Origin of the sequence: Streptomyces sp. NPDC005761 (assembly GCF_040630635.1) — a bacterium.
GTDB lineage: Bacteria > Actinomycetota > Actinomycetes > Streptomycetales > Streptomycetaceae > Streptomyces.
Genome location: NZ_JBEXXX010000034.1, coordinates 25,972 through 52,043 on the forward strand (window position 1 = coordinate 25,972; position 26,072 = coordinate 52,043).

Below are 26,072 nucleotides of genomic sequence, written 5' to 3' on the forward strand. Positions count from 1 at the left end.
GTCATCCTTGACCGATCCAGGAGGGGCGGGCGCATGGCATTTTCGGAGCATGTGGAACGGACAGCCGATGAGGCCGTCGGAAGTATCCCCGCCGATGGCGGCGTCCACGCCGTGACGTTCCGAATCGACAGTGTCGATCAGGACCCGCGGTTGCCGTACGTCGCGGTCGGATACACAACCGGGGCCGATGCGACGAATGCGGCGCAAGCGGCCTCGGACGGCTGGGAGGCGCGCTGGAGTTATGCGTACTTCCCCGAGACGGGACTCGAAGGGGTACGGGTCGTCGGACGTGATCCGGAGGGTGTGGCGGCGCACCGGCGGGAGGCGGAGTCCCGGGGGCTCTGGTACGAGGACGACGAGGATCCGGCCGGACGCGACGAACTGCTGGTCTCATGGTTCTACGAGGTGTGCGTCGGGGCGGCCCGCCGCCTCCACGGGAGCGGTCGACTGGTGCAGGTCCTGGGCCGCCCGGTCCCGGTGATTCTCTACGACATGTTCGACCCGGACGCGATGTTCGAGCTGACTTCCGCGGCCAATCCGGCCGGACTGGTGGCGGAGTTCATGACGGGGGCGCCGGGCGAAACCGTCGGCCAGGGGCGGACGTCCTTCCTCGGATGAGGCTGCCGCTGGGCGACGGTCCGGCGTGAGCGTCTTGACCCGTGGGCACGTCGCCCAAGGCGTCGGTCTTCTCGGGGGAGTCGCGCAGTTGGCCGGATACGGCCCACCGCTCGCGCGCTGCCGCTCCGGATGCCGCTCGGCCGCGGTCTCCGACAGGCCGCAGGCGGCGTGCGGTTCGGTGAGGACGCCGGCCGTCGCATCGCAGCACGTTCAGCGTGGCCAGGCCGGCGGGTCCGGGGGCGACGGGCGCCTGGAGAGCCGCGGTGCCGTGGGTGGAGCCGAGCCGTACGACCCAGCCGGCTACGGTGCCGGGCGCGCGCACGGCGAGGTGGCCACTGGGCACACAGGTCCGTGCCGGCGCTGACCGCAGGCCGTCGGCGCGGGCACGGTCGTCCGGTACCCCGCTCAGCCGAAGAGCTTGGCGACGTACGCCGAGAGATTGGCCCTCGTGCGCTCGATCTGCTCCTCCACGGTGAGCGACTCCTTGAAGCGGGCGCCCGAGGCCACGGCCTTCTTCCCGCGTACGTAGAGCGAGCAGGCCAGGTCGGTGCACATGTACAGGCCGACCGAATTGCCTTCGCGCCCGGCCGGGCCCGCCTTGCGGGCGGTCTGCAGGGAGACACCGCTGCCCGGGTGCGTGGTCAGACACAGAGAGCACATGCTGCGGTGCAGGAAACCGCGCTGCTGGGAGGGGAAGCGCAGCGAGATGCCGGTCAGCCTGCCCCCGTGCTCGGTCACGATGTAGCTCCGCCCCGGGGCGGAGAGATCCCGCCACCCCAGGAAGTCGAGATCGTCCCACGGCAGCTCGTCGAGATCGCGGGGCAGCGGCAGCCGCCCGGCTTCTCCCTTGGAGCAGTTGACGAACGATGTGCGGATGTCCTGCTCGGTCACGGCCTTCATACCGACGACGCTAACTGTGCCTATGGCCCCTAGGCAAATGATTAAGTGATGTAGGGCTATGCCTGCGTGCTCTCGGGTGCGATGGCCAACCGGTGCACGGGCGGGTGCCTGATCCCGAGACCGGGGCGCCAGGCCGCCAGGATCTGCGCGGAGGGATCGAAGAGCGGCGCCGGCAGGTCCTCGGGCCGGATCCACTTCCAGGCGCTGATGAGATGCGGTTCGGTCACCCGAGCGGCGCCGTCGTCGACGGTCACGAGTGCGGCCATCGTCACCCGGTTGATCCCGTGGACCGCGTCGTGCAGCATCGCGAACACGCGCACCTCGGGCTCGGCGGCCTCCAGCCCCGTCTCCTCCCGGAGCTCACGCACCGCCGCCGCCGCGATCGACTCGTGCGTCGGATCGACCTTGCCGCCGGGCAGTTCCCAGGTGCCGCTGTGATGCCGCCCGAGCAGGATCCGGCCCTGCCCGTCCTGCACGATCACTCCGACACCCAGCGCCGCCTGGGCCAGGGGCGGGCGGGAGTTGCGGTCGGAAACGGGCGTGGCAGCGGACTCCATGGTGCTCTCCTGACGGTGCCGGACCGGGTCGGGCGTCGAGCCTACGGGGAGGCGGACGCCCCTTGGCCGGTCATCCGGCCAGCCGCAGCGAGGTGGCCGAGACGCCGAGCCGTACGGTCTGGCCCCACGTCAGCTCCAGTGCGTCGGACTCCATGCCGTCGCCGAAGACCACCAGCCGGTCCGACTCGACGGTCAGCCGCAGACCCTGCCCGCGCCCCAGCTCGCCCGAGACGAGCGAGGTGCCCGTAGCCGGTGACGGCCAGGCCTCCCGGACGAACCAGAGCAGCCGGGGGTCGGTCGGAGCCGGCAGGGTGAGCGCGCTGCGGCGTTCCTGCCACAGGGAGCGCAGCCACCCGGTGGCGCCCGTGCCCGTGCCGACCAGGACGCCGGACGAGGCCTGTGACTCGGCGGGGGAGTCCGCGGGGCCGGTGCCGAGCCGGTAGCGGGCCGTCTGGTGTCCGGACGGGCCGAGGTAGATCTCGTTGAGGGCCAGGAGCCGCTGGGTGTCGTCGGCCACCGCCTCGACCATCGTGAGCTCGTCCGCCGTCCCGCCCGGCGCCACGGCCGCCCGCAGCAGGGCGGCCGCGTCGGCGGGCCGGTGGCGTACCAGAACACCCGGGTTGCGGCCGGGATCGGTGTCGATGCCCACGACCGGTTGGCCGGAGAGGTACTTCGCGGCGTTGGCGACCAGTCCGTCCTGGCCTACGACGACCACCACGTCCTCGGGCGCGAACAGGAACCGGTCCAGATCCGCCCGCTCCACCCGGGAGTGACGCCACTGGAGCGGGACGGCCGCCGCCACGTCGGCCAGGGCCTGCCGGGTCCGCTCGTGCCGCCGGGCCACCTCGTCGACGGACCGGCCCCGGCTGGAGAGGAAGAACGCGGCCTGTCCGTGCGTCCCGTGCCGGGCCAGCAACTCCTCGTACTCGGTGGTGCGGTGGACCAGAACCGCCCTCGGGGCCAGGCTCACGCCCGGGTCTCCGGTGCGGTCCGGCCGAGCTTGGTGAGCAGGCCCGTGAGGACATCGGGGGAGAGGGTGAGGCTGTCGATGCGCGGCAGGTTCTCGGCGAGCCGGGTGGCGGCCAGTGCGTGCAGGGTCGCGGCCTCCACCTCCCCGTGCACCCGCAGCCAGGCCGCCTGGGCCTCGGCGCGGGCCGCGCCGACCTCACGCGCCGCTTCGGCCTCGGCGCGGGCGAGGCGCACCTTGCGCGCCGCTTCGGCCTCGGCGCGCACCCCGTCGGCGGCCGCGTGCTCCTCGGCCTCGCGGCGGGTGTTGGTGCCGCGCTGCTCGACCAGCTGCTCCTCCCGGCGGGCCAGCTCGATCTGGCTGGCCAGCTCGTTCTCGGCGATCGTCCGCTCGCGCTCGACGGCCACGGCCCGGCGTTCGTACGTCGCCCGGTCGGCCTCCTGCTGGATCTGCTCGCGGGCGGGGGTGCGCAGCGCGCGTTCCACCTCGGCCTCGGGGCGGATGGCGACGACGCGCACGGCCACTACGTCGATACCGGTGGCGGGGAGCCTGGGCTCGCCGCCCAGGCCGGCCGCCACCCGTTCGCGTACCGAGGCCACGCCGTCCACCAGTGCGGCGGCCAGCGGGGTGCGGGCCAGGACGTCCAGGGTGTGCTGCTGGGCCGTCTCGGTCAGCAGCGTCGCGATCTGCTCCAGCGGGGCGCCGCGCCAGGCGCCGGTGTCGGGATCGACGGAGAAGTCGAGGCGGGCGGCCGCCTCGGCCGGATCGCTGATCCGGTAGGTGACGGTGGCCTGCACAGTGACGTCCTGGAAGTCGGCCGTGCGGGCGTGGAACGCCATGGCCAGCTCACGGTCGTTCACCGGCACCTCGGAGAGCGCGGCGCTCAGCGACCGGTACCAGAAGCTCAGCCCCGTCCCGTCGTGGGCGAGCCGGCCGCGCTTGTGGTGGCGGATGTGGGCGGTGGGCGCGGAGCGCAGATGGCGCCAGCCGAAGCGCCGGGTGATGTCGGCCATGATGGACCCCCTCGTTCTCGTCATGAAGACGATAAAGGGCTGCGCCGCATATCGTCAAGAGGACGAGAAGGAGGCGTGGAGGGTGAGGGGGAACGCGGGCGGCCGGTGACTCGGAAGTCACCGGCCGGCCGGGTTGTGCGCCGCCCCCGTCCCCACGGTGCGGCGCGGGCGGGCCGTCGTCATCCGCTGGGACGGCGGCCCACGTCTGTCAGGACCCGGGCGCGTGTGCGTCCAGGCCGAGTGCGGGAAAGACCGCGCCCTCCACGAAGCGGACGAGGAACGTCTCGTCCGCGTAGGCGCAGTCCAGCAGCGGGCGGGCGCGCATTACCCCCAGCAGCTGCGCGGAGACGAACTCCGCGGCCGGGTTGTCCGCGGCCACCTCCCCGCGCTCCACGCCGCGCGCGACCATGGCGTCGATCGCCGCCAGCTCGGGCAGGATCAGTGACTCGCGCAGCGCGCACAGCAGCTCCGGGCTCTGCAGCGCGGCATGGCTCAGGGCCAGCATCAGGGGCGTGTCGCGCCCGGAGCCCTCGCCGATGGCGCGCGCCGCCTCACGCAGGTCGCCGGCCAGCGTGCCCGTGTCGATCCGGCCGAGCAGCCCGCGCCGGGTCCCGTGCAGCGCGGCGACGACCAGTTCGGGCTTCGAGCCCCACTGGCGGTAGAGGGTGGACTTGCCGCAGCGGGAGCGGGAGGCGACCCCTTCCATGGTGAGCGACTCGTAGCCGCCCTCCCTCAGCATGTCGAGCACGGCCGTGTAGAGCTCCTGGGCCCGCTCCGGCGTGATCTTCGAGCGGCGCGACGCGGTGGCCTGCTGCGCCGAAAATTCCTGCGACGACATGCGCTTTCCCTCTCTGCGACTCTGCGACGAGGTCCATCGATACGCCAGTGTACCGATACGCCGGTGTTCCGATACGCCAACGTATCGGTACACTGGCGTATCGATACGGCGCGGATCCGTCCCTGCCACCGAACCACCGCTTCGTCAGCAAAGGGGCACCGGATGAAGTTCGCCGGTAGCAGGCCCGCCGATCGGGAGCCGGACACTTCTGCCCGACCGCCCCTCGTCCGCGAGCTTCTTCTCGTCGTAGGACTCTTCGTGATCTACAAGGTCGGCCGTCAGGCGGCCAACGGTCACGTCGACGAGGCGTTCCACAACGCCGGACGCGTCTGGGATCTCGAACGTGCCGTACACCTGCCCGGCGAGGGCGCCGTACAGGGACTGCTGCTCCACGACGAGACGCTGATCCACCTCGCGAACACCTACTACGCGACCGTGCACTTCCCGGCCACCGTGCTCTTCCTCGGCTGGCTGTACTGGCGCCGCCCGCGCCACTACGTCTGGTCGCGTCGGATCCTCGCCGTGCTGACCGGCGCCGCGCTGGCCCTGCATCTGCTGTTCCCGCTCGCCCCGCCGCGGCTGCTCGCCGCGACCGGCCTGATCGACACCGGCCAGGTCTACGGGCCGACGGTGTACGGGTCCGCGCCCGCCGCCGACTCGATGGCGAACCAGTTCGCCGCGATGCCCTCGCTGCACTTCGGCTGGGCGGTCATGGTCGGCGTCGGCCTCGTCGTCGCCACCCGCTCGCGGTGGCGCTGGCTGTGGCTGCTGCACCCGGCCCTCACGCTGCTCGTCATAGTCGGCACCGCCAACCACTACTGGCTGGACTCGATCGTGGTCGCCGCGCTGCTCTCCGTGGCCTTCGCGGCGCTGCGGCTGCCGCGCGCGGAGCCGGTCCGGGCCCATCTGCCGTGGCCGTCCACGGCCGGCGCGCCGGCCCACGCCGTCGCCGCCCCGTACGGCTCCGGCCGTTCCTCCTCGTACGCCTCCTCCGGGACCGGGCGATGAACGCCACCCTGGTCGCCGTGGCGCTGTCGCTCGTCTCCGCTGCCGCTTACGCTTCCGCGGCGGTGGCGCAGGCGCGGCTCGCCGGACGTACCCAACCCGGCACCGGGACGCTCCGGCTGCTCGGCAGCGGCGCCTGGTGGTCGGCCGTCGGGCTGAACACCGGTGGCGCACTGCTGCACGTCGCCGCGCTCAAGTACGGCCCGCTCACCCTCGTCCAGCCGCTCGGCGCGCTCACCCTGGTCGCCGCCGTACCGCTGGGCGCTCGGGCCGCGGGCCGTAAGGTCTCGACGACCGAATGGCGTGGCACGCTCCTGACCCTGCTGGGCCTGGGGGCCCTGCTGATGACCGCGGGCGGCTCAGCCCCGCACGAGACGCTGAGCATGGCCGAGGCGCTGGCCGTCGGCGCGGGGACCGTGGCAGTCGTCGGAGGTCTCAGCCGCCCGGGCGCGCGTCCGGGCCTGCGGCACGCGGCGGCCTCCGGCATCACCTCGGGCGTCGCCTCGGCGCTGACGCAGACCCTGACCGTCGCCGTCACCGACCACACCACGGGTCCGCTGTTCAGCTGGCGCCTGGTGGTCGTCGCCGTGCTGGTGTCGGCCTTCGCGATGGGTGGGCTGCTCCTCTCCCAGACCGCCTACCGGGGCGGCCTCGGCGCACCGCTCGCGGTCGTCACCCTCGCCAATCCGGTAGCCGCTGCGGCCATCGGCCTGGCCCTGCTGGGGGAGCGGTTGCAGGGCGGGACGATCAGTCTGGTCCCCGCGCTGCTGGGGGCGATGGCCGCCGTGCGGGGCGTGATCCTGCTCAGCCGCGCCCAGGCGCAGACCTCGACGGCAGCCGGGGCGGACGTGGCCCATCCGGCTCCGAACGTCCCGTCGAGGGTGGTCATCAGGAGTCCGAGGGCCGTGCTCCACCAGCAGCACGGACACCTGCGGCGGATCCGGGCCGGCCGCCTGTAGCGGTCGGACCCAGGGCCGGACCGTCGTACCTGGTAAGGGCTGTCCCGCACTTCCTGGCGGGCGCACGACGACAGCCGGGGCACCCCGCCGCGTTGTCGGAACGCCCGAATGCGTCCAGTGTGCGGGCGCCTCTCCGCCTTGCGATGCACCGCATCCGACGCCGCGCGCTGATCCACCAGGAATGGCGGGACAGCCCTTACGACCTCGTGCACGATAAGCATCGCCGCAGGTCAGCGGCGCTCGTCGTCGCGGCGCCCGAGCCTTTGACCTGCACGGATGCAGCGACGGCTCCTGTCATGCACGAGGCCGTCGGCCGAGGTCGGCGGCCGCTGCGCCGGCGTCCTCGGACAGCGCCCGGGTCAGCCAGCCGATCCAGAAGTTCTCCAGATCGATGCCACCGCGCAGCACCAGGTGGCGCAGGCGGTCCTGCGCCGCGTCCCGCCCTGGCGGAAAGTCCCGCTCCTCGATCTCCAGATACTCCGCGAGCCTGTCCCGGTGCAGCGCGAGGTGGCGGCGCAGCTCCGCGTCGAGGCCGGGCGCACCGACGACGGCTGCCGCCCGCATCCGCATCAGCAGCGGATCGCGGATCTGCTTCGGGTCCTCCGGGCGGGCGACCCAGGCGGACAGGGCCTCTCTGCCGGCGGGGAGCACCTCGTACTCCTTCTTCTGCCCCCTGGCCGGCTGGGCGGGCTCCAGCGCCCTGATCTGCCCGGCCTGCTCCAGCTTTCCCAGCTCGCGATAGATCTGCTGATGCGTGGCCGACCAGAAGTAGCCGATCGACCGGTCGAACCTGCGGGTCAGCTCCAGTCCCGACGAAGGCTTTTCGAGCAGGGCGGTGAGGATCGCGTGCGGGAGTGACATGGGGTGCATCCTAAGGATCCCCGGAGGGCCGGACGGGCGGTCCGGCCCTCCGAGGGCGTGGTCAGAGCGAGGCGGCGAGTTCCGTGCCCTGGCGGATCGCCCGCTTGGCGTCCAGCTCGGCCGCGACATCGGCGCCACCGATCAGATGCGCGGGACGCCCGGCGGCGAGCAACTCCTCGTACAGGTCCCGGCGGGGCTCCTGACCTGCGCAGAGGACGATCGTGTCGACCGGCAGCAGGTGCTGCTCACCGTCGATCGTGACGTGCAGTCCGTCGTCGTCGATCCGGTCGTAACCGACTCCCGCGATCATGGTCACGCCGCGGTGCCGGAGCTCGGTGCGGTGGATCCAGCCGGTCGTCTTGCCGAGGCCGGCGCCGACCTTGCTCGCCTTGCGCTGGAGCAGGTGAACGGTGCGGGGCGACTTCGGGCGCTCGGCGGTGCCGAGTCCGCCCCGCTCGCGGTACTCGGTGTCGACGCCCCACTGCCGGAAGAACGCCTCCGGGTCCAGGCTCGCCGCGTCCCCTCCGTCGGTCAGGAACTCGGCCACGTCGAAGCCGATCCCGCCCGCACCGACGAGTGCCACCCGGTCGCCCACCGGCGCCCCGTGGCGCAGCACGTCGAGGTAGCTGACCACGCTCGGGTGGTCCACGCCCGGGATCGCCGGCGTACGCGGGGTGACCCCGGTCGCCAGGACGACCTCGTCGAAACCGTCGAGCTCCCCGCTGCCTACCGCGGCGCCCAGCCGCAGCTCGACCTTCTCCTCCGCCAGCCGGGTGCGGAAGTAGCGCAGCGTCTCGTCGAACTCCTCCTTGCCGGGCACCCGGCGCGCCACGTTCAGCTGCCCGCCGATCTCGTCGGCCGCGTCGAAGAGGGTCACCTCGTGACCGCGCTCGGAGGCCGTCAGGGCGCAGGCGAGTCCGGCCGGACCGGCACCGACGACCGCGACGCGCTTACGGGTACGGGTCGGCGACAGGGTGAGTTCCGTCTCGTGGCACGCGCGCGGGTTGACCAGACAGGAGGTGACCTTGCCGCTGAAGATGTGGTCCAGGCAGGCCTGGTTGCAGCCGATGCAGGTGTTGATCGCGTCCGCCCGGCCCTCGCTCGCCTTGGCGACGAAGTCCGGGTCCGCCAGGAACGGACGGGCCATCGACACCATGTCCGCCCGGCCCGCAGCCAGGATCTGCTCGGCCACCTCGGGGGTGTTGATGCGGTTGCTCGTCACCAGCGGTACGGAGACGGCGCCGCGCACCTTCTCGGTGACCCAGGTGAAGGCGCCGCGCGGCACCGACGTCGCGATGGTCGGGATGCGGGCCTCGTGCCAGCCGATGCCGGTGTTGATGATCGTCGCCCCGGCCGCCTCGATCTCCCGGGCGAGCCGCACGACCTCCTCCAGCGACGATCCGCCGGGTACCAGGTCCAGCATCGAGAGCCGGTAGATCAGGATGAAGTCGCTTCCCACCCGCTCACGGACGCGGCGCACGATCTCGACGGGGAAGCGGATGCGGTTCTCGTACGCACCGCCCCAGCGGTCCTCGCGATGATTGGTCGCCGAGGCGATGAACTCGTTGATCAGGTAGCCCTCGGACCCCATGATCTCGACGCCGTCGTACCCCGCGCTCTGTGCCAGCGCGGCCGCCGTGACGAAGTCCTCGATGGTCGACTCGACCTCGTCGTCGCTCAGGGCATGCGGGGTGAACCCGCTGATCGGGGCCTGGATCGCACTCGGCGCCACCAGACCGGGGTGGTGGGCGTAGCGCCCGAAGTGCAGGATCTGCATGGCGATGCGGCCGCCCGCCGCGTGCACGGCCGACGTCACCACGGCATGCTGCGCCGCCTCCGCCTCGGTGGTCATCTTGGCGCCCCCGGGGAACGTGCAGCCGGCATCGTTCGGCGCGATGCCACCGGTGACCATGAGGCCCACGCCACCGCGGGCGCGGGCGGCGTAGAAGGCGGCCATGCGCTCGAAGCCGTTCTCGACCTCCTCCAGGCCGATGTGCATCGACCCCATCAGCACCCGGTTGGGGAGGGTGGTGAACCCGAGGTCGAGCGGGCTCAGCAGATGCGGGTACGGGCTCATGCGGGGGCTCCTCGCGCGGTGTGGTTACGCCTGTTCTAGACCACCGCCCCGCTGTTGTGCAACAAGTTGCACAATGACGTACGTCGCACTGTGTCACGGGTCACGTGCCGTTTCGGGATGCCCGGACGGCGTAACAACGTGTCCCGTCGGCACCCCGGAGCGCGGAGAGTGGTGTGCGTACTGCACCCGGGGCCCGCCTTGCGGCCGGGCCCCCGAACCCTCCCGGAGACCCCCATGGGCTGCGTCAACCGCCGTGACCTCGGCCTGCTCGTCCTTCGCGTCGGCACCGGCGCGGTGCTGGCCGCGCACGGCAGCCAGAAACTCCTCGGCTGGTTCGGCGGTGGGGGCATCGAGGGCACGACGGCCGGGATGGAGGCCATGGGCTTCCACCCGCCCAAGCACAGCGCGATCGCCGCAGGCCTCGGCGAGGCGGGCGGCGGCGTCCTCCTGGCCCTGGGTCTGGCCACTCCGGCGGCCGGGGCGGCCGCCGCGGGGGCCATGGCGGGAGCGGTGGCCGTCCACGCCCCGGCGGGGTTCTTCGCCCAGGGAGGCGGCTACGAGTACCCCGCCTTCCTCGGATTCACCGCTGCCGCGATCGGCCTGACCGGCCCCGGCCGCTACTCCGTGGACCACGCAACCCGGCACACTTTCGACCAGCCCTGGATGGTCGCCCTGGCCTTCGTGGGCAGCGCGGCGGCAGCGGCCGCCGTCGTGGGCAAGCGGGCCAAGGGGCAGGCCGCGGAGCCGGACGAGGGCTGAACCCGGGCCCGCGGGCGGCATCGGGCCTCCGGTCAGCGCAGAGACCTCCAGCGGCCTCCCTTCGACGCCGCGATCAGCTCAGGGACCGTCTCGAACTTGATCCTCGGCCGGCCGTGTTCGCGGCCCCGGGCCTGCTCGGCGCGGTCGATGGCGGCCAGCCCCCGGGCGTCGACCACCTGACGGCCGCGGCTCCGGGCCAGGCGCGCGAACGCCTTGGCCGGGTACGCGGGTGAGGGCAGCGCGCCCGCGACGGCGTCGGCCAGGAGGGTGCCGACGGTCTCGGCGGCACAGGCGCGGTTGGCCCCGATGCCCCCGGACGGACCGCGCTTGATCCAGCCGACGACGTAGCTGCCGGGCATGCCCGCCACCCGGCCCGCCTCGTGCGGCACGGTGCCGGACGTCTCGTCGAAGGGCAGCCCCGTGACCGGCAGGCCCCGGTATCCGATCGCCCGCAGGAAGAGGCCCGCGGGTATCTCCTGATCACCGGCACCGGCCGTCACACGCACCCCCTCGACCGTCGCGTCGCCGAGCACCTCCAGCGGCGAGGAGTGGAAGCGGAAGACGATACGGCGCCCCTGCGGCGGGGGCTGCGACCAGTCGACCCTCTCCCGGGGCAGCTTCCGCAGCAGGGAGGCCTTCTCGCCCTCCGCGGCCCCGTCGATCGCCGCGCCGGTGCGCGGGTCGCCGTCGTCGACCACGAGGTCCACGCCCGGCAGATGCCCGAGGGCGAGCAGCTCGGACGCGGTGCAGGCGGTGTCGTCGGGGCCGCGCCGGCCGAGCAGGACGACCTCGCGGACCTCTGAGGCCCCCAGTGCCGCCAGCGCGTGGCCGGCGATGTCGGTGCCCGCCAGCACGGCGGGATCCGTGACGAGGATGCGGGCCACATCCAGCGCGACATTGCCGTTGCCGGCGACGATCACCCGTTCCGCGGACAGCCCGACGGCCTCCGGCGGGACTTCCGGGTGGGCGTTGTACCAGGACACGAACGAGGTGGCCGGGATGCTGCCGGGCAGGTCCTCGCCCGGGATGCCGAGCCGGCGGGAGGCGGAGGCGCCGACCGCGTAGATCACCGCGTCGTGATGGGCGGAGAGCTCCTCGGCGGTGACGTCCTTGCCGGCCTCGACACCCAGGTACATCCGGACCCGGGGGTGGGAATGGAACCGTGCGAAGTTCTCTCCGACGCCCTTCGTCGCGGGGTGGTCGGGCGCCACGCCGTACCGGACGAGGCCGCCCGCCACCGGCAGCCGGTCGATCAGCGTCACCTCGGCGTCGGTGTGCAGCAGCAGGTCCTCGGCCGCGTACATCCCGGCGGGACCGGTGCCCACGACGGCCACGCGGATCGGGGCGAAGTCCGACGGCAGGCTGCGGACGAACGACGGCTCGCCCCAGGCATGGAAGTTCGGCCCGGCGGCCGGCTGCGGCACCCGGCCCGCGTAGTACGCCGCGTTGATGCCGGCGTACTCCTTCTGCGCCCCGAAGAGACTGTCCACCGGGAAGATCGCGTCGACGGGGCAGGCGTCGGCGCAGGCACCGCAGTCGATGCAGGTCGCCGGGTCGACGTAGAGCATCTCCGTGCTGCCGAAGGCCTGTTCCTCCGGCGTGGGGTGAATGCAGTTGACGGGGCACACGGCGACGCAGGTGGCGTCGCTGCAGCAGGTCTGGGTGATGGCGTAGGTCATCGCGTCAGCTCGGGCTCTCGGCTCGGGTCAGGTCGGGGCGGCGCGCTCGCGGGAGGCAGGCTCGGATCAGGCCGGTACGGCGCGCTTGCGGAAGGCGGGCTCGGGTCAGATCAGATGGGCGCGCTTGTAGAAGAACAGGGCAGGTTTGGTCAGGAGGCGCGCCGAGGCCAGGAACTCCATCAGGCCCGAACAGCTGGAACGCATCAGGGACTTGTGGTGTTCGTTCGCCTTGGCCTCGGCCAGGGCGCGGGCGCTGTCGAGCCCCGCGTTCGCGTAGACGTCCCGGTTCACCATGCTGGTGACGATGTAGTACGAGGCGATGGCGACCACGAGCGAGTTGATCCGTCGGCGCAGCGGTCCGGCGGTGCGCAGGCGCCTGCGGGTCTCGTCGCGGGCGAACTTCATGTGCCGCGACTCCTCCACCACGTGGATGTTGTTGATCGTCCGGACGAACGGGGCGACCCGCTCGTCGCGCATCCAGTCGCGCTGCATCACGTCGAGCACCTCCTCCGCCACGAGGATCGCCGCGTACGCGGCCTCGCCGAACGCAAGTGTCTTGAAGGCGCGCCCCAGTTCGACCACCGGGCGGCGGGGCCGGTAGGCCGGTGCGCCCAGCTTCGCGGCGCCGCGCGCGAACATGATGGAGTGCCGGCACTCGTCGGCGACCTCGGTGAGCGCCCACTGGAACCGCGGGTCCGTGGGGTCCTTGGCGTACATGTCGCGCAGCACCATCTGCTGCAGGATCATCTCGAACCAGATGCCGGTGCTGGCGACCGAAGCCGCCTCCTGGCGTGTCAGTGCCCTGCGCTGACTCTCGGTCAGCTCCTGCCAGTACGCGGTGCCGTAGAGGGTGCTCCACTCCGGGCTCGCGCCGTGGTGACCGGTATCCAGCGGCGTGTTCCAGTCCACCTCGGTGGCCGGGTCGTAGGACAGCTTCGCGGCCGATTCGAGCAGGCGCCGGGCGACGTCCTGCTCTGCGAGCCGGTCCTGGTCCTCCGGTCGGACGGTGCTGCTTGCCATGCTGCGACTCCTCGCATCGAGACAGATCGACCCGACGGCACCCCGGCCTCTTCTCTCATCCCGTGCCTGTCCGATGAGATCGACGGCCGCCGGGGCCCGCCCCCGCTTGTTAGACGTCACGTCTAGCAAGCTGTTAGACGGAAGGTATAGCAAGACGGTGTCGCGGGCCTACCCCCGCGTAGGGAATCCGTACGATCTCTCCACGACGAAACGCGCTCGGGGGACGTAGGACGCACTCGACCGGTGCTCCGGGACAGCCCGCATACGCCCCGGCACAAGCGGGAATGCGCAGGATCGTCCGGCCGACGCCGCCACGAACGGGCCGCCGGACCTGACGGCGGGCCGGGGACGGAGGGCGCCTGGCCCCGGCCCCGCGATGCGGTTCAGGCCACGAGCAGGCGGAGGCTGAGATCGGCCGCGTCCAGCCCGGCGAGGTCGCTGTTGCGCTCGGCCCACCGGCCCGATTCGAGGTCCTCGTCGAGGGACCGTACCGCCCGCTGCTCGGCCTGCGGACCGACCCGCGTCCACACGGACATCGCGCGCCGCACGCGCTCCTCCAGATACGCCCCCGGCCGGCGCCAGTACGCCTCGAACAGGCCGTCGGTGCAGTCCCACGGTACGGGCACGGGCTCGACGCGGGCGCTGATCGCGCCGGCCATCTCGGCAAGCGAGGGGAACCCGGCGAGGACGGAGGCGAACTCGGGGAGGTAGTCGCGGGTGAGCCAGAACCGGTCCTGCCATCCCGGCTCGTCCGTGTCGAAGGTGAGTACCACCACGCGGCGGGCCACGCGCCGCATCTCGCGCAGTCCCGCCACGGGGTCCCCCCAGTGGTGAACGGTGGAGACGGCCATCGCGACGTCGAACGAGCGGTCCTCGAACGGCAGGCTCTCCGCGGCGGCGGCCACGCACGGGGCCGAGCCGTCGGGCCGCTGTCCCCGCATGACCGCCGATGGCTCCACCGCGGTCACCTGGCGATCAGCAGGTTCGTAGGAGCCGGTCCCGGCCCCGACGTTCAGCACCGTCCGTGCGTCCCCGAGCGCGTCCCAGATCTGCGCGGCGATCCGCGGCTCGGTGCGCCGTGTCGCGGTGTAGGCGCCGCCGATCGCGTCGTACAGCCGTGCACCGAGCATCTCCAGTTGCTCCTCCGGTGTCACCTTCAGTCCCTTCGCCCGTGCCTCGAGTTCACCATCGATGGCCGCCACCATGGCGTCGGCGCGATCACGCCGCTCCAGCAGCAGGCCGCGCAGCCGGCGCAGGTGCGCGACCGCGTCGGTGGACGGGTCGCCCACCAGTTCCGCTGTCTCCCGCAGCCCGAAGCCCAGCCGCCGGTAGGCCAGTACCTCCCGCAGCCGCTCCACGTCGCCCGCCGAGTAGGCCCGGTATCCGGCCGGGGTCCGTGCCGACGGCCGGACGAGCCCGATCGCGTCATAGTGATGCAGCGTGCGGACGCTCACCCCGGCCAGCTCGGCCACACGCCCCACGGTCCAGTGATCTTCCACGGCTCCGACTATGCAGCCTGACGCCACGTGAGGGTCAAGAGCCGCACTCGCTGCGGCGGGAACCGGGATGCGGAGCGCACAGGTGAAGCGGCGTCGGATCCCGGCCGGGCCCGGCCGCACCCCCTCAAGTGCACGGCAGCGCCCCGGGCCGGACCGGCGTACACGCCCCGGGGACCGCTTCGTCCGCTACGAAGAAGGGCTGTCCGTGACCGCGGAAGGGACCGGCGCGCCCGCGGGTGCCGCCGACGTGCGCGCCTGCCGCCACGGCAGGAGAAGCGCACTCGCCATGCACAGCAGACCGGCGACGAGCAGTGCGCCGCGCACTCCCATCGCATCGGCGACGATGCCACCGACGATCATGAAAGCGGCCTGGCACACCTTCGCGCCTACCGACCAGGAGGTGCCGACACGAGACATGAGCGCGTCCGGTGTGGCCTCCATCCGATAGGTGAGGAACGACGGATTGAAGACGCCGGCGGCGAGGAGCAGGCCGAAGTCAGCGGCCACGATGGTGAACACGCCGACGGCCCCGGCCGGTGCCAGCGGCAGCAGGACCATCCAGAGCGTGCGCACGACACCTGACAGCAGCAGCGTGCGCCGCTGCCCGAACCGCCGGGTGAGCGGTGGCGTCAGCCGTGAACCCAGCACGCCGCCCAGGCACGGCAGACCCAGTGCCAGTCCGTACTGCCACGGCGTCAGGCCGAGGTCACGCAGCATCAGGACGGCCATCAGCGGTGATGCCATCATGACCGAGCCGCCGAAGAGCAGCGCATTGAGGAACAGCGGGCGCAGGCCCGGATGCCGCAGGAGGTGCTGCCAGCCGGCGGCGATCTCGTGGCCCGGGCGAGAAGTGGCGGCGCGGGCCGGTGGCTGCGGTTCGGGCAGCCGGATGCGACGGATTCCGAGGGCCGATCCGAGGAAGGACAGAGCGTCGGCCACCATCGTGGCGGCAGCGCCCAGCACTCCGATCAGGATCCCTCCGACGGGCGGACCGGCGCTGACGCTGATCCAGTTAGTGGTCTCGAACAGGCTGTTGGCGGACAGGCGGTGCTCGGGCAGGACGAGTGCCTTGAGGTGCGCGCCACTTGCCGCATCGAACGCGATGGACGCCGCCGTCTGCAGAACACCGACGACACACAGCTGGGCGAAGGTGAGCCCGTCGAAGGCCATGGCGACCGGGACGCTCACCAGCACGGCGCAGCGGGCCAGATCGGCGGTGATCATGACCGGCCGCTTGCGCCGGTGCTCGATACGTACACCGAGCGGCAGGGCGATGACGGCACTGGCCACGGCAGACATCGCGGCGAGCAGGGAGACCTGGAACGCCGAGGCATGCAGCACCAGGAGGGCGATCAGCGGCAACGCCCCCATGCCGACGGCACTGCCCGCCGCACTGACCGCGTAGGCGCCCCACAACCGCCGGAAATCCCGCCCGAGCGCGCTGTGCCGTAGCAACCGGACCCTCCCCGATGTGAAGGGACTCAGCGTAGTGGCCCGGACCGCTCACCACTCCTGCTCACGCCTTTGCCGGAGGCACCTCGGCGCCGGGGCCGGAGACCGGCACTCAGCCTCTCAGCCGCGAGTACGCCGCCGCAGGACCTGGAACACCACCACCGCGAAGAGCACGGCCGCCGCGGGTGCCGCGGTCTTCCTGAGCAGGACGGGCAGTGCGGCCGCGCCGAGGTCGATGGCCTCCGGCTCGGGTGCGGGCCCGCCCCGGAGGGTCTCCGCGGTGTTCGCCGGCGACGGGACGGGCCCGGCATTGCGCAGCAGGTCCTCCAGCCGGGTGGCGAACTGCTGGACGATGCGGTCGCCGACCTCGGTCATGATGCCCCGGCCGAACTGCGCCGGCCGCCCGGTGATGTCGAGGTCCGTGCGTACGCGCACCACGGTGCCGGCCGGCGCGGCGCTCAGCGTCGCGGTGACCCGGGCCGAAGCGGTGCCCGCGCCGCGGGTCTCGTTTCCGCTGAGGTCGAGGAACATCGACCGGGCGGATCCGTCGCGGGTGACGGTTCCCTCGCCGCGGTAACTCATCTGCACCGCACCGACCTTGACCTTGACGCGGCCGGTGAAGGAGTCGCCGTCGAGGGTGTCCAGCACGGCGCCGGGCATGCAGGGCGCGACCCGGTCGAGGTCCTGGAAGAGCCTCCAGGCGTCATCGAGGCCGGCGGGGACGGTGAAGGAGTGGTCCAGCTGCATGGTTGTCCAATCAGGGGGCGACCGGCTCCGGATGTGGAGCCGGTTCGGGTGGGGGCGGACTCAGGCGTCGGCTGCCGCACGGATCAGCGCGCGCACCCGGCTCGGTGAGAGGGGGCCGCGGCGGACGACCACGCCGAAGGGGCGCAGCGCGTCCTCGACGGCGCCGGCGAGTACCGCCTGGGGCGCGATCGCGCCGCCTTCGCCGAGTCCCTTGACGCCGAGGTCGTTCATGGGGCTCGGGGTGAAGATCTCGTCCATGTCGAGATCGGGGATCTCCGAGGACGTGGGCACCAGGTAGTCCATGTACGTGCCGGTGCGGGGCTGGCCGTCGGGGCCGTAGACCATCTCCTCGTACAGGGCCCCGCCGATGCCCTGCGCGATGCCGCCGGTGACCTGCCCTTCCGCGATCATCGGGTTGACGATGTTGCCCGCGTCGTGGACGACGACGTAGTGCAGGATCTCGATCTCGCCGGTGTGCTCGTCGACCTCCACGACGGCTGCGTGCGCTCCGCTCGCGACAGCGAAACCCGGTGGGCGGAAGTGGACGGTCTCGCTCAGCTCGGCCCCGTGCCGGCCGTCGGTGGGCTCGGGAACGCCGGGCAGCGGCGCCTGCCCGGCGAGTTCCGCGAGGGTGATGGAGGGGCCACCACGCTTCTCGGCCGACACGATCCCGTCCCTGAGGACGAGGTCACCCGTGTCGACACCGAGGCGACGGGCGGCCGCCTCGACGATCCTCTCGCGGACGAGCAGGCCGGCCCGGTGCGTGGCGTTTCCGGCGTTGACCAGGGCGCGGCTGGCGATGGTGCCCACGCCGAACGGGGTGGCGTCGGTGTCGCCGCCGACCACGTCGATGACATCGATCGGCACTCCGACGGCGTCGGCGGCGATCTGCGCCATCGAGGTGCGGTGCCCCTGCCCCTGGGAAGGGGCACCGATGGCGAGCCGCACCCGGCCGCTGGGGACGATGTCGATGCGGGCGGTCTCGAAGGGCCCGAGGCCGGTTGCCTCTATGTACATGGCGAAGCCGATGCCGAGGTGCTTGCCGTCGCGGGCGCCCTCGCGTTGCCGTTCGCGTACCCGCTCGACGTCGGCCTTCGCGACGGCGCGGCGCAGGAGTTCGGGAAAGTCCCCGGAGTCGTAGGACTGCGGACTGCCCGAGCGGTCCACCAGGCCGGTCGCATACGGCATCTCCTCGGGCCGCACCAGGTTGCGCGCCCTCAACTCCTCCGGCTCGATGCCGAGTTCCGCCGCCAGCCGGTCCATGGCCCGCTCCATGGCGAAGACCGTCTCCGGCCGTCCGGCGCCCCGGTAGGGCGTGGCGAAGGTGGTGTTGGTGAGCACGCCGACGACGTCGATGTGCACGTTCGGCACGCGGTAGGGGCCGAGCAGGTGGCACAGCGAGTTGTACGGCACGACCAGGCCGGTCATGTTGTACGCGCCGAAGTTGACGGTGATCCGGTCGCGCACCGCGACGATGTGGCCTTCCGCGTCCGAGGCGAGTTCGATGTGATGGATCTGTTCGCGCGCGTGCGAGGACGCGGTGAGGTTCTCGTTGCGGTCCTCGCGCCACAGCACGGGTCGGCCGAGACGCCGGGCGGCGTGCGGCACGAGGAGTTCCTCGACGTAGAGGATGCCCTTCTGACCGAAGCCGCCGCCGACGTCGGCGGCGATGACGTGGACCGCGGCGGATTCGAGGCCGAGGGTGTGGGCGAGGGCGTCCCGGAGCCGGTGCGGGGTCTGGGTGCCCGACCAGACGGTGAGCCGGCCGCTGTACGGATCGACCTGGGCCGAGACGGCGCGGGTCTCGATCGGGGACGCGACGTACCGGTGGGCCTCGAACCGCTCGCTCACCACGGCGTGCGCGCCGGCGAACGCCTTTTCCGGGTCGCCCACGCGGGTGGCGACGGCGACCGCGGTGTTGTCCGGGAGGTTCTCGTGCAGCCGGGTCGCGTCCTTGCCCCGGGCGTGCTCGGGGTCGACCAGCACCGGCAGCGGGGCGTACCGCACGTCGACGAGTTCCAGTGCGTCCTCGGCGAGATAGCGGTTCTCGGCGAGGACGACGGCGACGGGCTGACCGACGTAGAGGACCTTCTCGCGTGCGAGCAGCGGCATGGGAGTCATCCGGACCAGCGGATCAAGGAGTTCGGCGAGGCCGGGCGGGGTGCGCAGTTCCTCCTTGTTCAGCATCGCGGGCAGGTCTGCCACGTCGTCGCCGGTCCACACGGCGACGACGCCGGGTGCGGTCAGGGCCGCGGTCACGTCGATCGACTCGATGCGGGCGTGGGCGTGCGGGCTGCGAAGGAAGGCTGCCTCGACGGCGCCGGGGAGGGCGACGTCGTCGACGTAGCGGCCGTTGCCGCGCAGCAGCCGGTCGTCCTCGACGCGGGGGACGGACCGGCCGATCCACCGGCCGGCGCCGTCGGAGTTGTCGTTGCCGGACCGGTGCCGGTCGGACGGGTGGGACATACGGGTCACTCCCCGAATCGCTCGTCGAGTGCCTGGCACACGGCACGGCGGATGTTGCGGTAGCCGGTGCACCGGCACAGGTGCCCGCTGAGCGCGTCGGCGACCTGTTCCTCGTCGGGGCGGCCGGGCTGCTCGGTCAGGGCGGTCGCCGTCATGACGAAACCGGGTGTGCAGAAGCCGCACTGCATTCCGTGGCACTCGTGGAAGGCCCGCTGCACGGGAGTGAGCGGGGCGTCGGCGGGAGCGAGTCCCTCGACCGTGCGGAGCTCGGCCCCGTCGCACTGCACGGCCAGGGTCAGACAGGCGCGCACCGGTTCGTCGTGGACGAGGACGGTGCAGGCTCCGCAGACCCCGTGTTCACAGCCGACGTGGGTGCCGGTCAGACCGAGCCGGTCCCGCAGGAAGTCGCTGAGCAGCAGCCGTGACTCGACCTGGGCGGTGACGGCCTGCCCGTTGACGGTGAGGGTGATCTCGTGCCAGGCGGAGGGCTCGGCGAGCGGCGGGGTGCGCGCGACGGGCGGGGCGGGGACATGGGGGGTCATCAGCAGCGCTCCCAGGCGGTGGTGCAGGCGCGGACGAGGAGGTGGGCGGCGCCTTCGCGCCGGTACTCGGCGGTGGCGTGGACGTCGTCGGCAGGGGTGAGGCCGGACAGCGCGGCACGCGCCGCGGCAGCGAGCGCCTGTTCGCCGACGTCGCTGCCGACGAGGGCGTCCTCGGCGGCGGGCAGGCGGACCGGCACGGGCCCCGCCCCGCAGAAGACCAGGCGGGCGGCGCGGGCGGTGCTCGTGGCGGGGTCCCGTTCCAGGACGACGGCCACGCCGACGGTGGCGAAGTCGCCGTGCCTGCGGGTCAGTTCTTCGAAGGCCCAGCCGCGGTGTGCGGGTTGTGGCGGGAACACGACCTCGGTGAGGAGCTCGTCCGCCTCGACAGCCGTGGAGAAGGTGGCGACGAAGAAGTCCTCGGCGCCGACCGTCCGGGTGCCGCGCGGCCCGGTGATCACGAAGCGGGCATCGAGGCACAGTGCCGCGGTGGGAAGTTCGGCGGCCGGGTCGTGATGGGCGAGGCTGCCGCAGACGGTGCCGCGGTGGCGTATCTGAGGGTGACCGATGTGGCCGATGGCGGCGGCCAGGAGCGGCCAGCCGTCCCGTACCGCGCTGTCGGCGGCGGCGCGGGACTGTCGTACCGCGGCTCCGACGTGGAGGCTGCCCGACTCGTCCACGTGGATGCGGCCGAGTTCGGGGATGCGGGTGATGTCCACGAGCAGCTCGGGCCTGGCGAGGCGCATGTTCAGCATGGGAATCAGGGACTGGCCGCCCGCGACGACCTTGACCTCCCGTTCGGCGTCGGCGAGCAGGGCGATCGCTTCGCCGACGGTGCCGGGAGCGGTGTAGTCGAACGATGTGGGTTTCAACCGCCGCCACCGAACCTCTCGTGTCGTCGTCGCACCGTGGCGTTCGGCACGGGCGACTTATCTAGTACCTGAAATAATTGACATTAAAGTTTCTTTTTGGCAAGAGGCTGACCGAAAAAACTCGCTGTCCAGGGAGGGCGATGCGCCACACGGGGCGGCAACACGCGGCCGCTGACTCTGCGGCCGGCTTCGGGTACCCCGATGTGACTGGTTCTGAACGAGTGTTTTTATGAACACCCGTTCAAAGTGAACGCTCGTTTAATATGGACTCCGTGCATCCAGAGGACAACGACCGTCGACAACGGGCGAAGAGCCCCACGCCACGGACCGGCCGGGCAGCGGGGCCGGCCGGGCAGGCGTCACAGCGCCGTCCGGGCTCGCACGACCCGGAGGGCAATCGTCGCGCGGTTCTCGAAGCGGCCCGGCGACTGTTCGGCGCACATGGGTACAGAGGTGTGGGCGTGCGCGCCGTCGCGGCCGAGGCGGGAGTGACTCCCGGTCTGGTGATGGCGTACTTCGGCACCAAGGACGGGCTGTTCCGTGAAGCTGTGGGTGGCGGGTCGGGCGTCACCGGCGACGTGCTGTCGGCCACTGCTGCCGACAAGGCCGAGCTGCCCGCGGCACTGGCCCGCGCCTACCTCGACCGGTGGGACCGCCTGCCGGCCGACGACCCCTGGCCCGCGCTGATCCGCTCGGCCGTCAGCCATGCTCCGAGCGCCGAGCTGTTGCGCACGATCCTGGAGACGCAGGTCGGTGAACCCCTCGCGCGTCTGCTCGGTGACTCGGCCGATGCGGAGGTACGTGCCGCCGTCATCCGGAGTGTCCTGTTCGGCGTGATCATGGAGCGCTACCTCTTCGCGCACGAACCGGCGGCGTCCGTCCCGACGGAGGAACTGGCCCCGGTGCTGACGGACGTGCTCGTCACCGCCTTCGGTGATGTCCTGGACGCCGTACACCGACCTGCACAGAACGGGACGGCGGATGGCGAGGCCCCCCGAGGTCATGCTGCCCCGGCCGCGCCGACGCCCGTACACCCCGCGGACCCTGGCCCGGACCTCTCGGGCCCGGCGGCGGACGAACGTCCCGCCGCGCTGTTCGCGCGACTGAACGAGTGTGCCGCCGTCCATCAGGAGCTGATCGGCAGAACCCTGCGTGAGTACGGCATCAGCCTGCCCGCCTACGACGTGCTCGCCGCCCTCCGCGATGCGGGCGAGCCCTACCGGCGGACCACGGGCGAGGTGGCGGCAGCCGGCAGGGCCCGCGCCGGTGGCCTCACCCAGCATGTGGACCGCCTGGAGGCGACAGGTCTGATCCGGCGGGAGCGCGACGCGGACGACCGGCGCATCATCTGGCTGTGTCTCACCCCGGAGGGTCTCGAACTGGCCGACAGCGTCCGCTCCGTCCGGTCGGCCCAGGAGCAGGAACTGCTCGCCGGCCTGGGTCCCGCAGACCGCCGTCGGCTCTCCGGCCTGCTCGGCGCTCTGGGAAGAGGGCTGGGGGCCGGTGTTCAGGAGCGCTGACGGCTCGCCGTCATCGGCCCGGCCCCGCAGACATCGCCGTCACCGGCCCGACCCGGGCGACAGCACCGAGCCGCTCGCCCTTCGAGCGCGGCGCCCTGCCGGTGCCGAGGGCGCCCGGCACCGGCGTCACACCGCTTCCGGGCGTCCTGCGCCGCTTCCCGGCACCGCGCCGGCGGCCGGACGCGGGCCTTTGCCGACGGCCGCCACGGGCGCTTCGGTGGCCGTCCTCTCCGGCCGCCCGGCCGATCGGCTCGGCCGGCGGTGATCACCGCTTGGCGGCCACGAAGCCCCACTGGTCGACCGGCTCGCCGACGGCGGGCTCGTCGGGACGCCAGAGGCTGATCGAGCCGAAGCCCGGCTCCACCAGTTCGAGCCCGTCCGCGAAGGTCCCCATGATCTCCTTGGGGCGCGAGATGTACGGCATGGCACCGCCACTGGCGTACTCGTCGGACCCGGCCTGCGTCTCCGGGGTCTCGATGGTGTCGCACAGCATCAGGTAACTGCCCGCGGGCAGCGCGTCCAAGTAGCTGCGGAGCAGCGCGGCGGCCTCGCCCGAGTCCGCGACGTGTCCCAGCGTGGAGAGCACCATCACGGCGACCGGCTGGTCGAGGTCCAGCGTCCGGGCGGCCTCGCGCAACACGGTCTTCGCGTCCGTCAGGTCCGCGTGCACGTAGTCCGTCGCCCCTTCGGGCCGGCTGGTCAGGAGGGCGCGTGCGTGAGCCAGGACGATCGGGTCGTTGTCCACGTACACGATGCGTGCCGTCGGTTCGACCCCCTGCGCCACCTCGTGCGTCGCGTTCGCCGTCGGCAGGCCGGTCCCCAGGTCCAGGAACTGCCGTATCCCCGCCTCACCGGCCAGAAAGCGCACCGCTCGCGCCTGGAACGCCCGGGAGGCGCGCGCTATCTCGATGATCTGCGGGTACAGCTCCTCCATCGTTGCCCCGAGCCGGCGGTCCACCTCGTAGTTGTCCTTGCCGCCCAGCCAGTAGTTCCACACCCGCGCCGAATGCGGCGTGCCGGTGTCGATCCCGTCCACCGGCGTCCGGATGTCCTGCTTGTCAGTCATCGGCCCTCTTCATGTCGCACATCAGGTGCGCGGACGACCCCCGTACCGCGCACGCCCATGCTTCCTCACCAGCATCGTCCGCACCAGTCCGTCAGGGGAGCAACTGCCTTACGAGGACGCGGAGGCAGGGTCGGGCACACCCCGGCTCCTTCGGGTGTCGACCCGTCAGCCCGTCGTCGTGAGCGGCCCTCGGCCCCGAGGACCGGCGCCCGGGGGCCACAGAAGTTCCCGGCCCACGACGAGCCCCCGCGGGCCGCGTCACCGCACAGGTGCCGGCGCGTACAGGGTCTCCTCCTCCGGGACGTGCGACGTGTCGCGGCGCGCCAGCAGCCAGTACAGGAGCGCGGGGACCACCAGGCCCACGATCCAGGAGATGTCGGCGCCGCCCAGCGGTTCCACCAGCGGCCCGGTGTAGAAGTGTGTCGCAAGGAAAGGGAGTTGGGCCAGGATGCCCAGCCCGTAGACCGTGAGGGCGTCCCAGCGCCACGCGCCGTAGCGGCCCCCCGGGTCGGAGAGCGCCGGGATGTCGTACCGCTCCCGCGAGATCAGGTAGTAGTCGACGAGGTTGATGGCCGACCACGGCGTGAAGAACGTCAGCAGGAACAGCAGGAAGTCCTTGAAGGACGTCAGGAAGCTGTCCTTGCCCAGCAGCGCCACCACCGTCCCGGCGACCATGATGAGCCCGATGTACGCGGCCCTGCCGCGTGGCGACAGCGTCTTCTGGCCGCGGAAGCCGCTGATGCCGGTCACCATCGACATGAAGCCGCCGTAGGTGTTCAGCACGTTGATGGTGAGCTTGCCGAGCGCGATCACGAAGTACAGGAACGACGCGACGAGGCCGGTGCCGCCCAGGGCGACCACGTATCCGACCTGGTTCGCGAGGAACGCGTCGCCCGCGCTCGCCGCCACGAGCACTCCGAAGGTCATCGACCACTGCGAGCCGAGCGCCGACCCCGACAGGGTCCACCAGAAGGTGGCACGCCCCGACGTCGTACGCGGCAGATAGCGCGAGTAGTCCGCGACGTACGGCCCGAAGGCGAGCTGCCAGGATGCCGCGAGCGACACCGCGAGCAGGAACATCGGCAGGTCGAAGTGCGCGTCGCCGAGCAGCGCCGACACGTCCACCCGGTCCAGGAGGCGGACGCCCAGGTAGAGGAAGGCGAGCGCGCAGACCACGCTCGCCACCCTTCCCAGGACGTGGATCACGCGGTAGCCGATCGCCGCCGTCACCGCGGTGACGAGCGCGAAGACGATGATGCCGGTGGTGTCGTTCGTGTGCGTGAGCTCGGCGGTGGCCTGTCCGGCGAGGACGCTGCCGCTCGCGAAGAAGCCCACGTACATGAGGATGACCAGGAGCAGGGGGACGACCGCGCCGCGCACCCCGAACTGGGCGCGGGACTGGATCATCTGGGGCAGGCCCAGCTTCGGGCCCTGGGCGGAGTGCAGGGCCATGACGGCCCCGCCGAGCAGATTGCCCAGCAGGAGGCCGACCCCCGACCACACCACGTCACCGCCGAAGACGACGGCGAGTGCGCCGGTGACGACCGCCGTTATCTGGAGGTTGGCGCCCAGCCAGAGGGTGAACTGACTGAACGGCGTTCCGTGCCGTTCCTCATCGGGGACGACGTCGATGGAGCGACGCTCCACCAGGTCTTCAGCTGACATGACTCGGTTACCAGGCCTTCCGGTGGTGTGTTCCGCTGATCGGTCCTGCTCCGCTACTTCTTGATCCCGTGCCGCGTCGCCCAGTCGTTCGCGACGTCCTCCGGATCCTTCTTGTCCTTGTCGACCAGGCGGTTGAGCTCGGTCAGGTCCTTGGTCGACAGCGCGCTGCCGAGACGGGCGAGCGCCTTGCGGACCGTCGAGTCGGCCTTGCGGTCGGCTATGAGGGGGACGACGTGCTGGCCCGGCACCAGGTTCTTGGGGTCGGTGAGCACGACCCAGCGCTCGGCCACGATGTCGGTGTCCGTGGTGAACAGGTTCGCGACGTCCACGTCACCCTTCCTCAGGGCGCCCTTGACCAGCGGCCCGGAGGAGTCGAGGGACTTGAACTCCTTGAACTCCACGCCGTACACGTCCTTGAGGCCCACCGCGCCCACGGCGCGCTTCTTGACCTCGGGCGCCGCGCCGATGACGAGCTTGCCGTTGTGCTTCGCGAGGTCGGCGAGGGACGTGAGGCCGTAGGTGGCGGCGGTCTCCCGGGTGACGACGAAGGCGTCGGAGTCCTCGGCCGTGCCGTAGGGCAGGATCTGCAGCCCGCGCGGCAGGGCCATGGCGAGGGCGTTCTGCATCTCGCCCTCCTCCGTGGCCGTGGCCTCGGCGTCGAGGTAGTGCAGCAGGGCGCCCTGGTACTCGGGCAGGAGGTCGATGTCCCCGCCCTTGAGGGCGGGGATGAGGATCTCGCGGGTGCCCAGGTTGGGACGGACCGTCGTCTTCACGCCGGCCGCTTCGAGGGCGGCGGCGTAGAGGTACCCGAGGACCTGGTTCTCGGTGAAGTTGGCGGTGCCGATGGTGACACCGTCCTTGCTGGAGCCTCCGCCGCCACCGCCGGACCCCTGTCCGTCGAGCGAGGTGATTCCGCCGCCGCAGGAGGCGAGCGCGGGAACGGAGGCTGCGGCGAAGAGTCCGCCGAGAAGAGTTCTGCGGTTCATCGTGGTT

Annotated in this window: 23 protein-coding genes; 5 read left to right on the forward strand and 18 right to left on the reverse strand. The window is 71.9% G+C overall.

What is annotated here, in order from left to right:
• Positions 1 to 33: 33 nt before the first annotated feature.
• Positions 34 to 618, forward strand: coding sequence for a hypothetical protein (locus ABZ434_RS26395; protein ID WP_359141746.1), 585 nt, complete (start codon positions 34 to 36; stop codon positions 616 to 618).
• Positions 619 to 1,023: 405 nt separating this feature from the next.
• Here the strand turns inward: ABZ434_RS26395 and ABZ434_RS26400 are convergent, their stop codons facing one another.
• The 5 genes from ABZ434_RS26400 to ABZ434_RS26420 all read right to left on the reverse strand — a co-directional run bounded on the left by ABZ434_RS26400 (position 1,024) and on the right by ABZ434_RS26420 (position 4,893).
• Positions 1,024 to 1,518: an FBP domain-containing protein gene (locus ABZ434_RS26400; protein ID WP_359141749.1), complete on the reverse strand. Its 495-nt coding sequence runs from the start codon at positions 1,516 to 1,518 to the stop codon at positions 1,024 to 1,026.
• Positions 1,519 to 1,574: 56 nt separating this feature from the next.
• On the reverse strand, positions 1,575 to 2,075 hold the full coding sequence (locus ABZ434_RS26405; RefSeq protein ID WP_359141752.1) for an NUDIX domain-containing protein: 501 nt from the start codon (positions 2,073 to 2,075) through the stop codon (positions 1,575 to 1,577).
• A 70-nt stretch (positions 2,076 to 2,145) separates the two neighbouring features.
• Positions 2,146 to 3,045 (reverse strand): hypothetical protein, encoded by a 900-nt coding sequence (locus tag ABZ434_RS26410; RefSeq protein ID WP_359141755.1) that lies wholly within the window; start codon positions 3,043 to 3,045, stop codon positions 2,146 to 2,148.
• Positions 3,042 to 4,055 (reverse strand): SPFH domain-containing protein, encoded by a 1,014-nt coding sequence (locus ABZ434_RS26415; RefSeq protein WP_359141758.1) that lies wholly within the window; start codon positions 4,053 to 4,055, stop codon positions 3,042 to 3,044. Before ABZ434_RS26415 ends, ABZ434_RS26410 begins: the two co-directional genes overlap by 4 nt.
• Before the next feature lie 208 nt (positions 4,056 to 4,263).
• Entirely contained in the window at positions 4,264 to 4,893 is a 630-nt protein-coding gene (locus ABZ434_RS26420; RefSeq protein WP_359141760.1) for a TetR/AcrR family transcriptional regulator, read from the reverse strand.
• A 162-nt stretch (positions 4,894 to 5,055) separates the two neighbouring features.
• On the opposite strand from ABZ434_RS26420, the gene ABZ434_RS26425 reads away from it, so the two are divergent.
• A complete protein-coding gene (locus tag ABZ434_RS26425) occupies positions 5,056 to 5,901 on the forward strand; it encodes a phosphatase PAP2 family protein (protein ID WP_359141763.1) in 846 nt (281 codons plus the stop codon).
• Positions 5,898 to 6,857, forward strand: a complete 960-nt coding sequence (locus ABZ434_RS26430; RefSeq protein WP_359141767.1) for a hypothetical protein — start codon at positions 5,898 to 5,900, stop codon at positions 6,855 to 6,857. The genes ABZ434_RS26425 and ABZ434_RS26430 overlap by 4 nt, the downstream gene beginning before the upstream one ends.
• Before the next feature lie 294 nt (positions 6,858 to 7,151).
• Here ABZ434_RS26430 and ABZ434_RS26435 read toward each other — a convergent pair whose 3' ends face one another.
• Positions 7,152 to 7,718, reverse strand: a complete 567-nt coding sequence (locus ABZ434_RS26435) for a PadR family transcriptional regulator (protein ID WP_359141769.1) — start codon at positions 7,716 to 7,718, stop codon at positions 7,152 to 7,154.
• A 61-nt stretch (positions 7,719 to 7,779) separates the two neighbouring features.
• On the reverse strand, positions 7,780 to 9,795 hold the full coding sequence (locus tag ABZ434_RS26440) for an NADPH-dependent 2,4-dienoyl-CoA reductase (RefSeq protein WP_359141772.1): 2,016 nt from the start codon (positions 9,793 to 9,795) through the stop codon (positions 7,780 to 7,782).
• A gap of 234 nt (positions 9,796 to 10,029) precedes the next feature.
• On the opposite strand from ABZ434_RS26440, the gene ABZ434_RS26445 reads away from it, so the two are divergent.
• Positions 10,030 to 10,554, forward strand: coding sequence for a DoxX family protein (locus ABZ434_RS26445; protein WP_359141775.1), 525 nt, complete (start codon positions 10,030 to 10,032; stop codon positions 10,552 to 10,554).
• A gap of 32 nt (positions 10,555 to 10,586) precedes the next feature.
• Here ABZ434_RS26445 and ABZ434_RS26450 read toward each other — a convergent pair whose 3' ends face one another.
• The 8 genes from ABZ434_RS26450 to ABZ434_RS26485 form a co-directional block, all read right to left on the reverse strand.
• On the reverse strand, positions 10,587 to 12,233 hold the full coding sequence (locus ABZ434_RS26450) for an FAD-dependent oxidoreductase (protein WP_359141777.1): 1,647 nt from the start codon (positions 12,231 to 12,233) through the stop codon (positions 10,587 to 10,589).
• 105 nt (positions 12,234 to 12,338) lie between these two features.
• Positions 12,339 to 13,253, reverse strand: a complete 915-nt coding sequence (locus ABZ434_RS26455) for a diiron oxygenase (protein ID WP_359141780.1) — start codon at positions 13,251 to 13,253, stop codon at positions 12,339 to 12,341.
• 383 nt (positions 13,254 to 13,636) lie between these two features.
• Complete coding sequence (locus ABZ434_RS26460) at positions 13,637 to 14,734, reverse strand: MerR family transcriptional regulator (protein WP_359141870.1); 1,098 nt, start codon at positions 14,732 to 14,734, stop codon at positions 13,637 to 13,639.
• A 204-nt stretch (positions 14,735 to 14,938) separates the two neighbouring features.
• Positions 14,939 to 16,207: an MFS transporter gene (locus ABZ434_RS26465; protein ID WP_359141783.1), complete on the reverse strand. Its 1,269-nt coding sequence runs from the start codon at positions 16,205 to 16,207 to the stop codon at positions 14,939 to 14,941.
• A 117-nt stretch (positions 16,208 to 16,324) separates the two neighbouring features.
• Positions 16,325 to 16,951 carry an SRPBCC family protein gene (locus ABZ434_RS26470; RefSeq protein WP_359141786.1) on the reverse strand — a complete coding sequence of 209 codons (627 nt, stop codon included), beginning with the start codon at positions 16,949 to 16,951 and terminating at the stop codon, positions 16,325 to 16,327.
• A gap of 60 nt (positions 16,952 to 17,011) precedes the next feature.
• Positions 17,012 to 19,417, reverse strand: coding sequence for a xanthine dehydrogenase family protein molybdopterin-binding subunit (locus ABZ434_RS26475; protein WP_359141789.1), 2,406 nt, complete (start codon positions 19,415 to 19,417; stop codon positions 17,012 to 17,014).
• A gap of 5 nt (positions 19,418 to 19,422) precedes the next feature.
• Entirely contained in the window at positions 19,423 to 19,959 is a 537-nt protein-coding gene (locus ABZ434_RS26480) for a (2Fe-2S)-binding protein (protein ID WP_359141792.1), read from the reverse strand.
• Positions 19,959 to 20,828, reverse strand: coding sequence for a xanthine dehydrogenase family protein subunit M (locus ABZ434_RS26485; RefSeq protein WP_359141795.1), 870 nt, complete (start codon positions 20,826 to 20,828; stop codon positions 19,959 to 19,961). Before ABZ434_RS26485 ends, ABZ434_RS26480 begins: the two co-directional genes overlap by 1 nt.
• Before the next feature lie 263 nt (positions 20,829 to 21,091).
• On the opposite strand from ABZ434_RS26485, the gene ABZ434_RS26490 reads away from it, so the two are divergent.
• Positions 21,092 to 22,348 carry a TetR family transcriptional regulator gene (locus ABZ434_RS26490; protein WP_359141798.1) on the forward strand — a complete coding sequence of 419 codons (1,257 nt, stop codon included), beginning with the start codon at positions 21,092 to 21,094 and terminating at the stop codon, positions 22,346 to 22,348.
• Between the two features lie 265 nt (positions 22,349 to 22,613).
• On the opposite strand, the gene ABZ434_RS26495 is transcribed toward ABZ434_RS26490, so the two are convergent.
• The 3 genes from ABZ434_RS26495 to ABZ434_RS26505 all read right to left on the reverse strand — a co-directional run bounded on the left by ABZ434_RS26495 (position 22,614) and on the right by ABZ434_RS26505 (position 26,065).
• Positions 22,614 to 23,414, reverse strand: coding sequence for an SAM-dependent methyltransferase (locus ABZ434_RS26495; protein ID WP_359141801.1), 801 nt, complete (start codon positions 23,412 to 23,414; stop codon positions 22,614 to 22,616).
• A 258-nt stretch (positions 23,415 to 23,672) separates the two neighbouring features.
• A complete protein-coding gene (locus ABZ434_RS26500; protein ID WP_359141804.1) occupies positions 23,673 to 25,079 on the reverse strand; it encodes a cytosine permease in 1,407 nt (468 codons plus the stop codon).
• A 53-nt stretch (positions 25,080 to 25,132) separates the two neighbouring features.
• A complete protein-coding gene (locus ABZ434_RS26505) occupies positions 25,133 to 26,065 on the reverse strand; it encodes an ABC transporter substrate-binding protein (protein WP_359141807.1) in 933 nt (310 codons plus the stop codon).
• Positions 26,066 to 26,072: the final 7 nt, after the last annotated feature.

Excerpts from the sequence above, each read along its gene's own strand:
- ABZ434_RS26435 (WP_359141769.1), bottom strand. The coding sequence starts at position 7,718 with ATGTCACTCCCGCACGCGATCCTCACCGCCCTGCTCGAAAAGCCTTCG.
- ABZ434_RS26505 (WP_359141807.1), bottom strand. The coding sequence starts at position 26,065 with ATGAACCGCAGAACTCTTCTCGGCGGACTCTTCGCCGCAGCCTCCGTT.
- ABZ434_RS26455 (WP_359141780.1), bottom strand. The coding sequence starts at position 13,253 with ATGGCAAGCAGCACCGTCCGACCGGAGGACCAGGACCGGCTCGCAGAG.
- ABZ434_RS26430 (WP_359141767.1), top strand. The coding sequence starts at position 5,898 with ATGAACGCCACCCTGGTCGCCGTGGCGCTGTCGCTCGTCTCCGCTGCC.
- ABZ434_RS26475 (WP_359141789.1), bottom strand. The coding sequence starts at position 19,417 with ATGTCCCACCCGTCCGACCGGCACCGGTCCGGCAACGACAACTCCGAC.
- ABZ434_RS26420 (WP_359141760.1), bottom strand. The coding sequence starts at position 4,893 with ATGTCGTCGCAGGAATTTTCGGCGCAGCAGGCCACCGCGTCGCGCCGC.
- ABZ434_RS26445 (WP_359141775.1), top strand. The coding sequence starts at position 10,030 with ATGGGCTGCGTCAACCGCCGTGACCTCGGCCTGCTCGTCCTTCGCGTC.
- ABZ434_RS26395 (WP_359141746.1), top strand. The coding sequence starts at position 34 with ATGGCATTTTCGGAGCATGTGGAACGGACAGCCGATGAGGCCGTCGGA.
- ABZ434_RS26470 (WP_359141786.1), bottom strand. The coding sequence starts at position 16,951 with ATGCAGCTGGACCACTCCTTCACCGTCCCCGCCGGCCTCGATGACGCC.
- ABZ434_RS26490 (WP_359141798.1), top strand. The coding sequence starts at position 21,092 with ATGGACTCCGTGCATCCAGAGGACAACGACCGTCGACAACGGGCGAAG.
- ABZ434_RS26440 (WP_359141772.1), bottom strand. The coding sequence starts at position 9,795 with ATGAGCCCGTACCCGCATCTGCTGAGCCCGCTCGACCTCGGGTTCACC.
- ABZ434_RS26500 (WP_359141804.1), bottom strand. The coding sequence starts at position 25,079 with ATGTCAGCTGAAGACCTGGTGGAGCGTCGCTCCATCGACGTCGTCCCC.
- ABZ434_RS26480 (WP_359141792.1), bottom strand. The coding sequence starts at position 19,959 with ATGACCCCCCATGTCCCCGCCCCGCCCGTCGCGCGCACCCCGCCGCTC.
- ABZ434_RS26495 (WP_359141801.1), bottom strand. The coding sequence starts at position 23,414 with ATGACTGACAAGCAGGACATCCGGACGCCGGTGGACGGGATCGACACC.
- ABZ434_RS26450 (WP_359141777.1), bottom strand. The coding sequence starts at position 12,233 with ATGACCTACGCCATCACCCAGACCTGCTGCAGCGACGCCACCTGCGTC.
- ABZ434_RS26405 (WP_359141752.1), bottom strand. The coding sequence starts at position 2,075 with ATGGAGTCCGCTGCCACGCCCGTTTCCGACCGCAACTCCCGCCCGCCC.
- ABZ434_RS26415 (WP_359141758.1), bottom strand. The coding sequence starts at position 4,055 with ATGGCCGACATCACCCGGCGCTTCGGCTGGCGCCATCTGCGCTCCGCG.
- ABZ434_RS26400 (WP_359141749.1), bottom strand. The coding sequence starts at position 1,518 with ATGAAGGCCGTGACCGAGCAGGACATCCGCACATCGTTCGTCAACTGC.
- ABZ434_RS26425 (WP_359141763.1), top strand. The coding sequence starts at position 5,056 with ATGAAGTTCGCCGGTAGCAGGCCCGCCGATCGGGAGCCGGACACTTCT.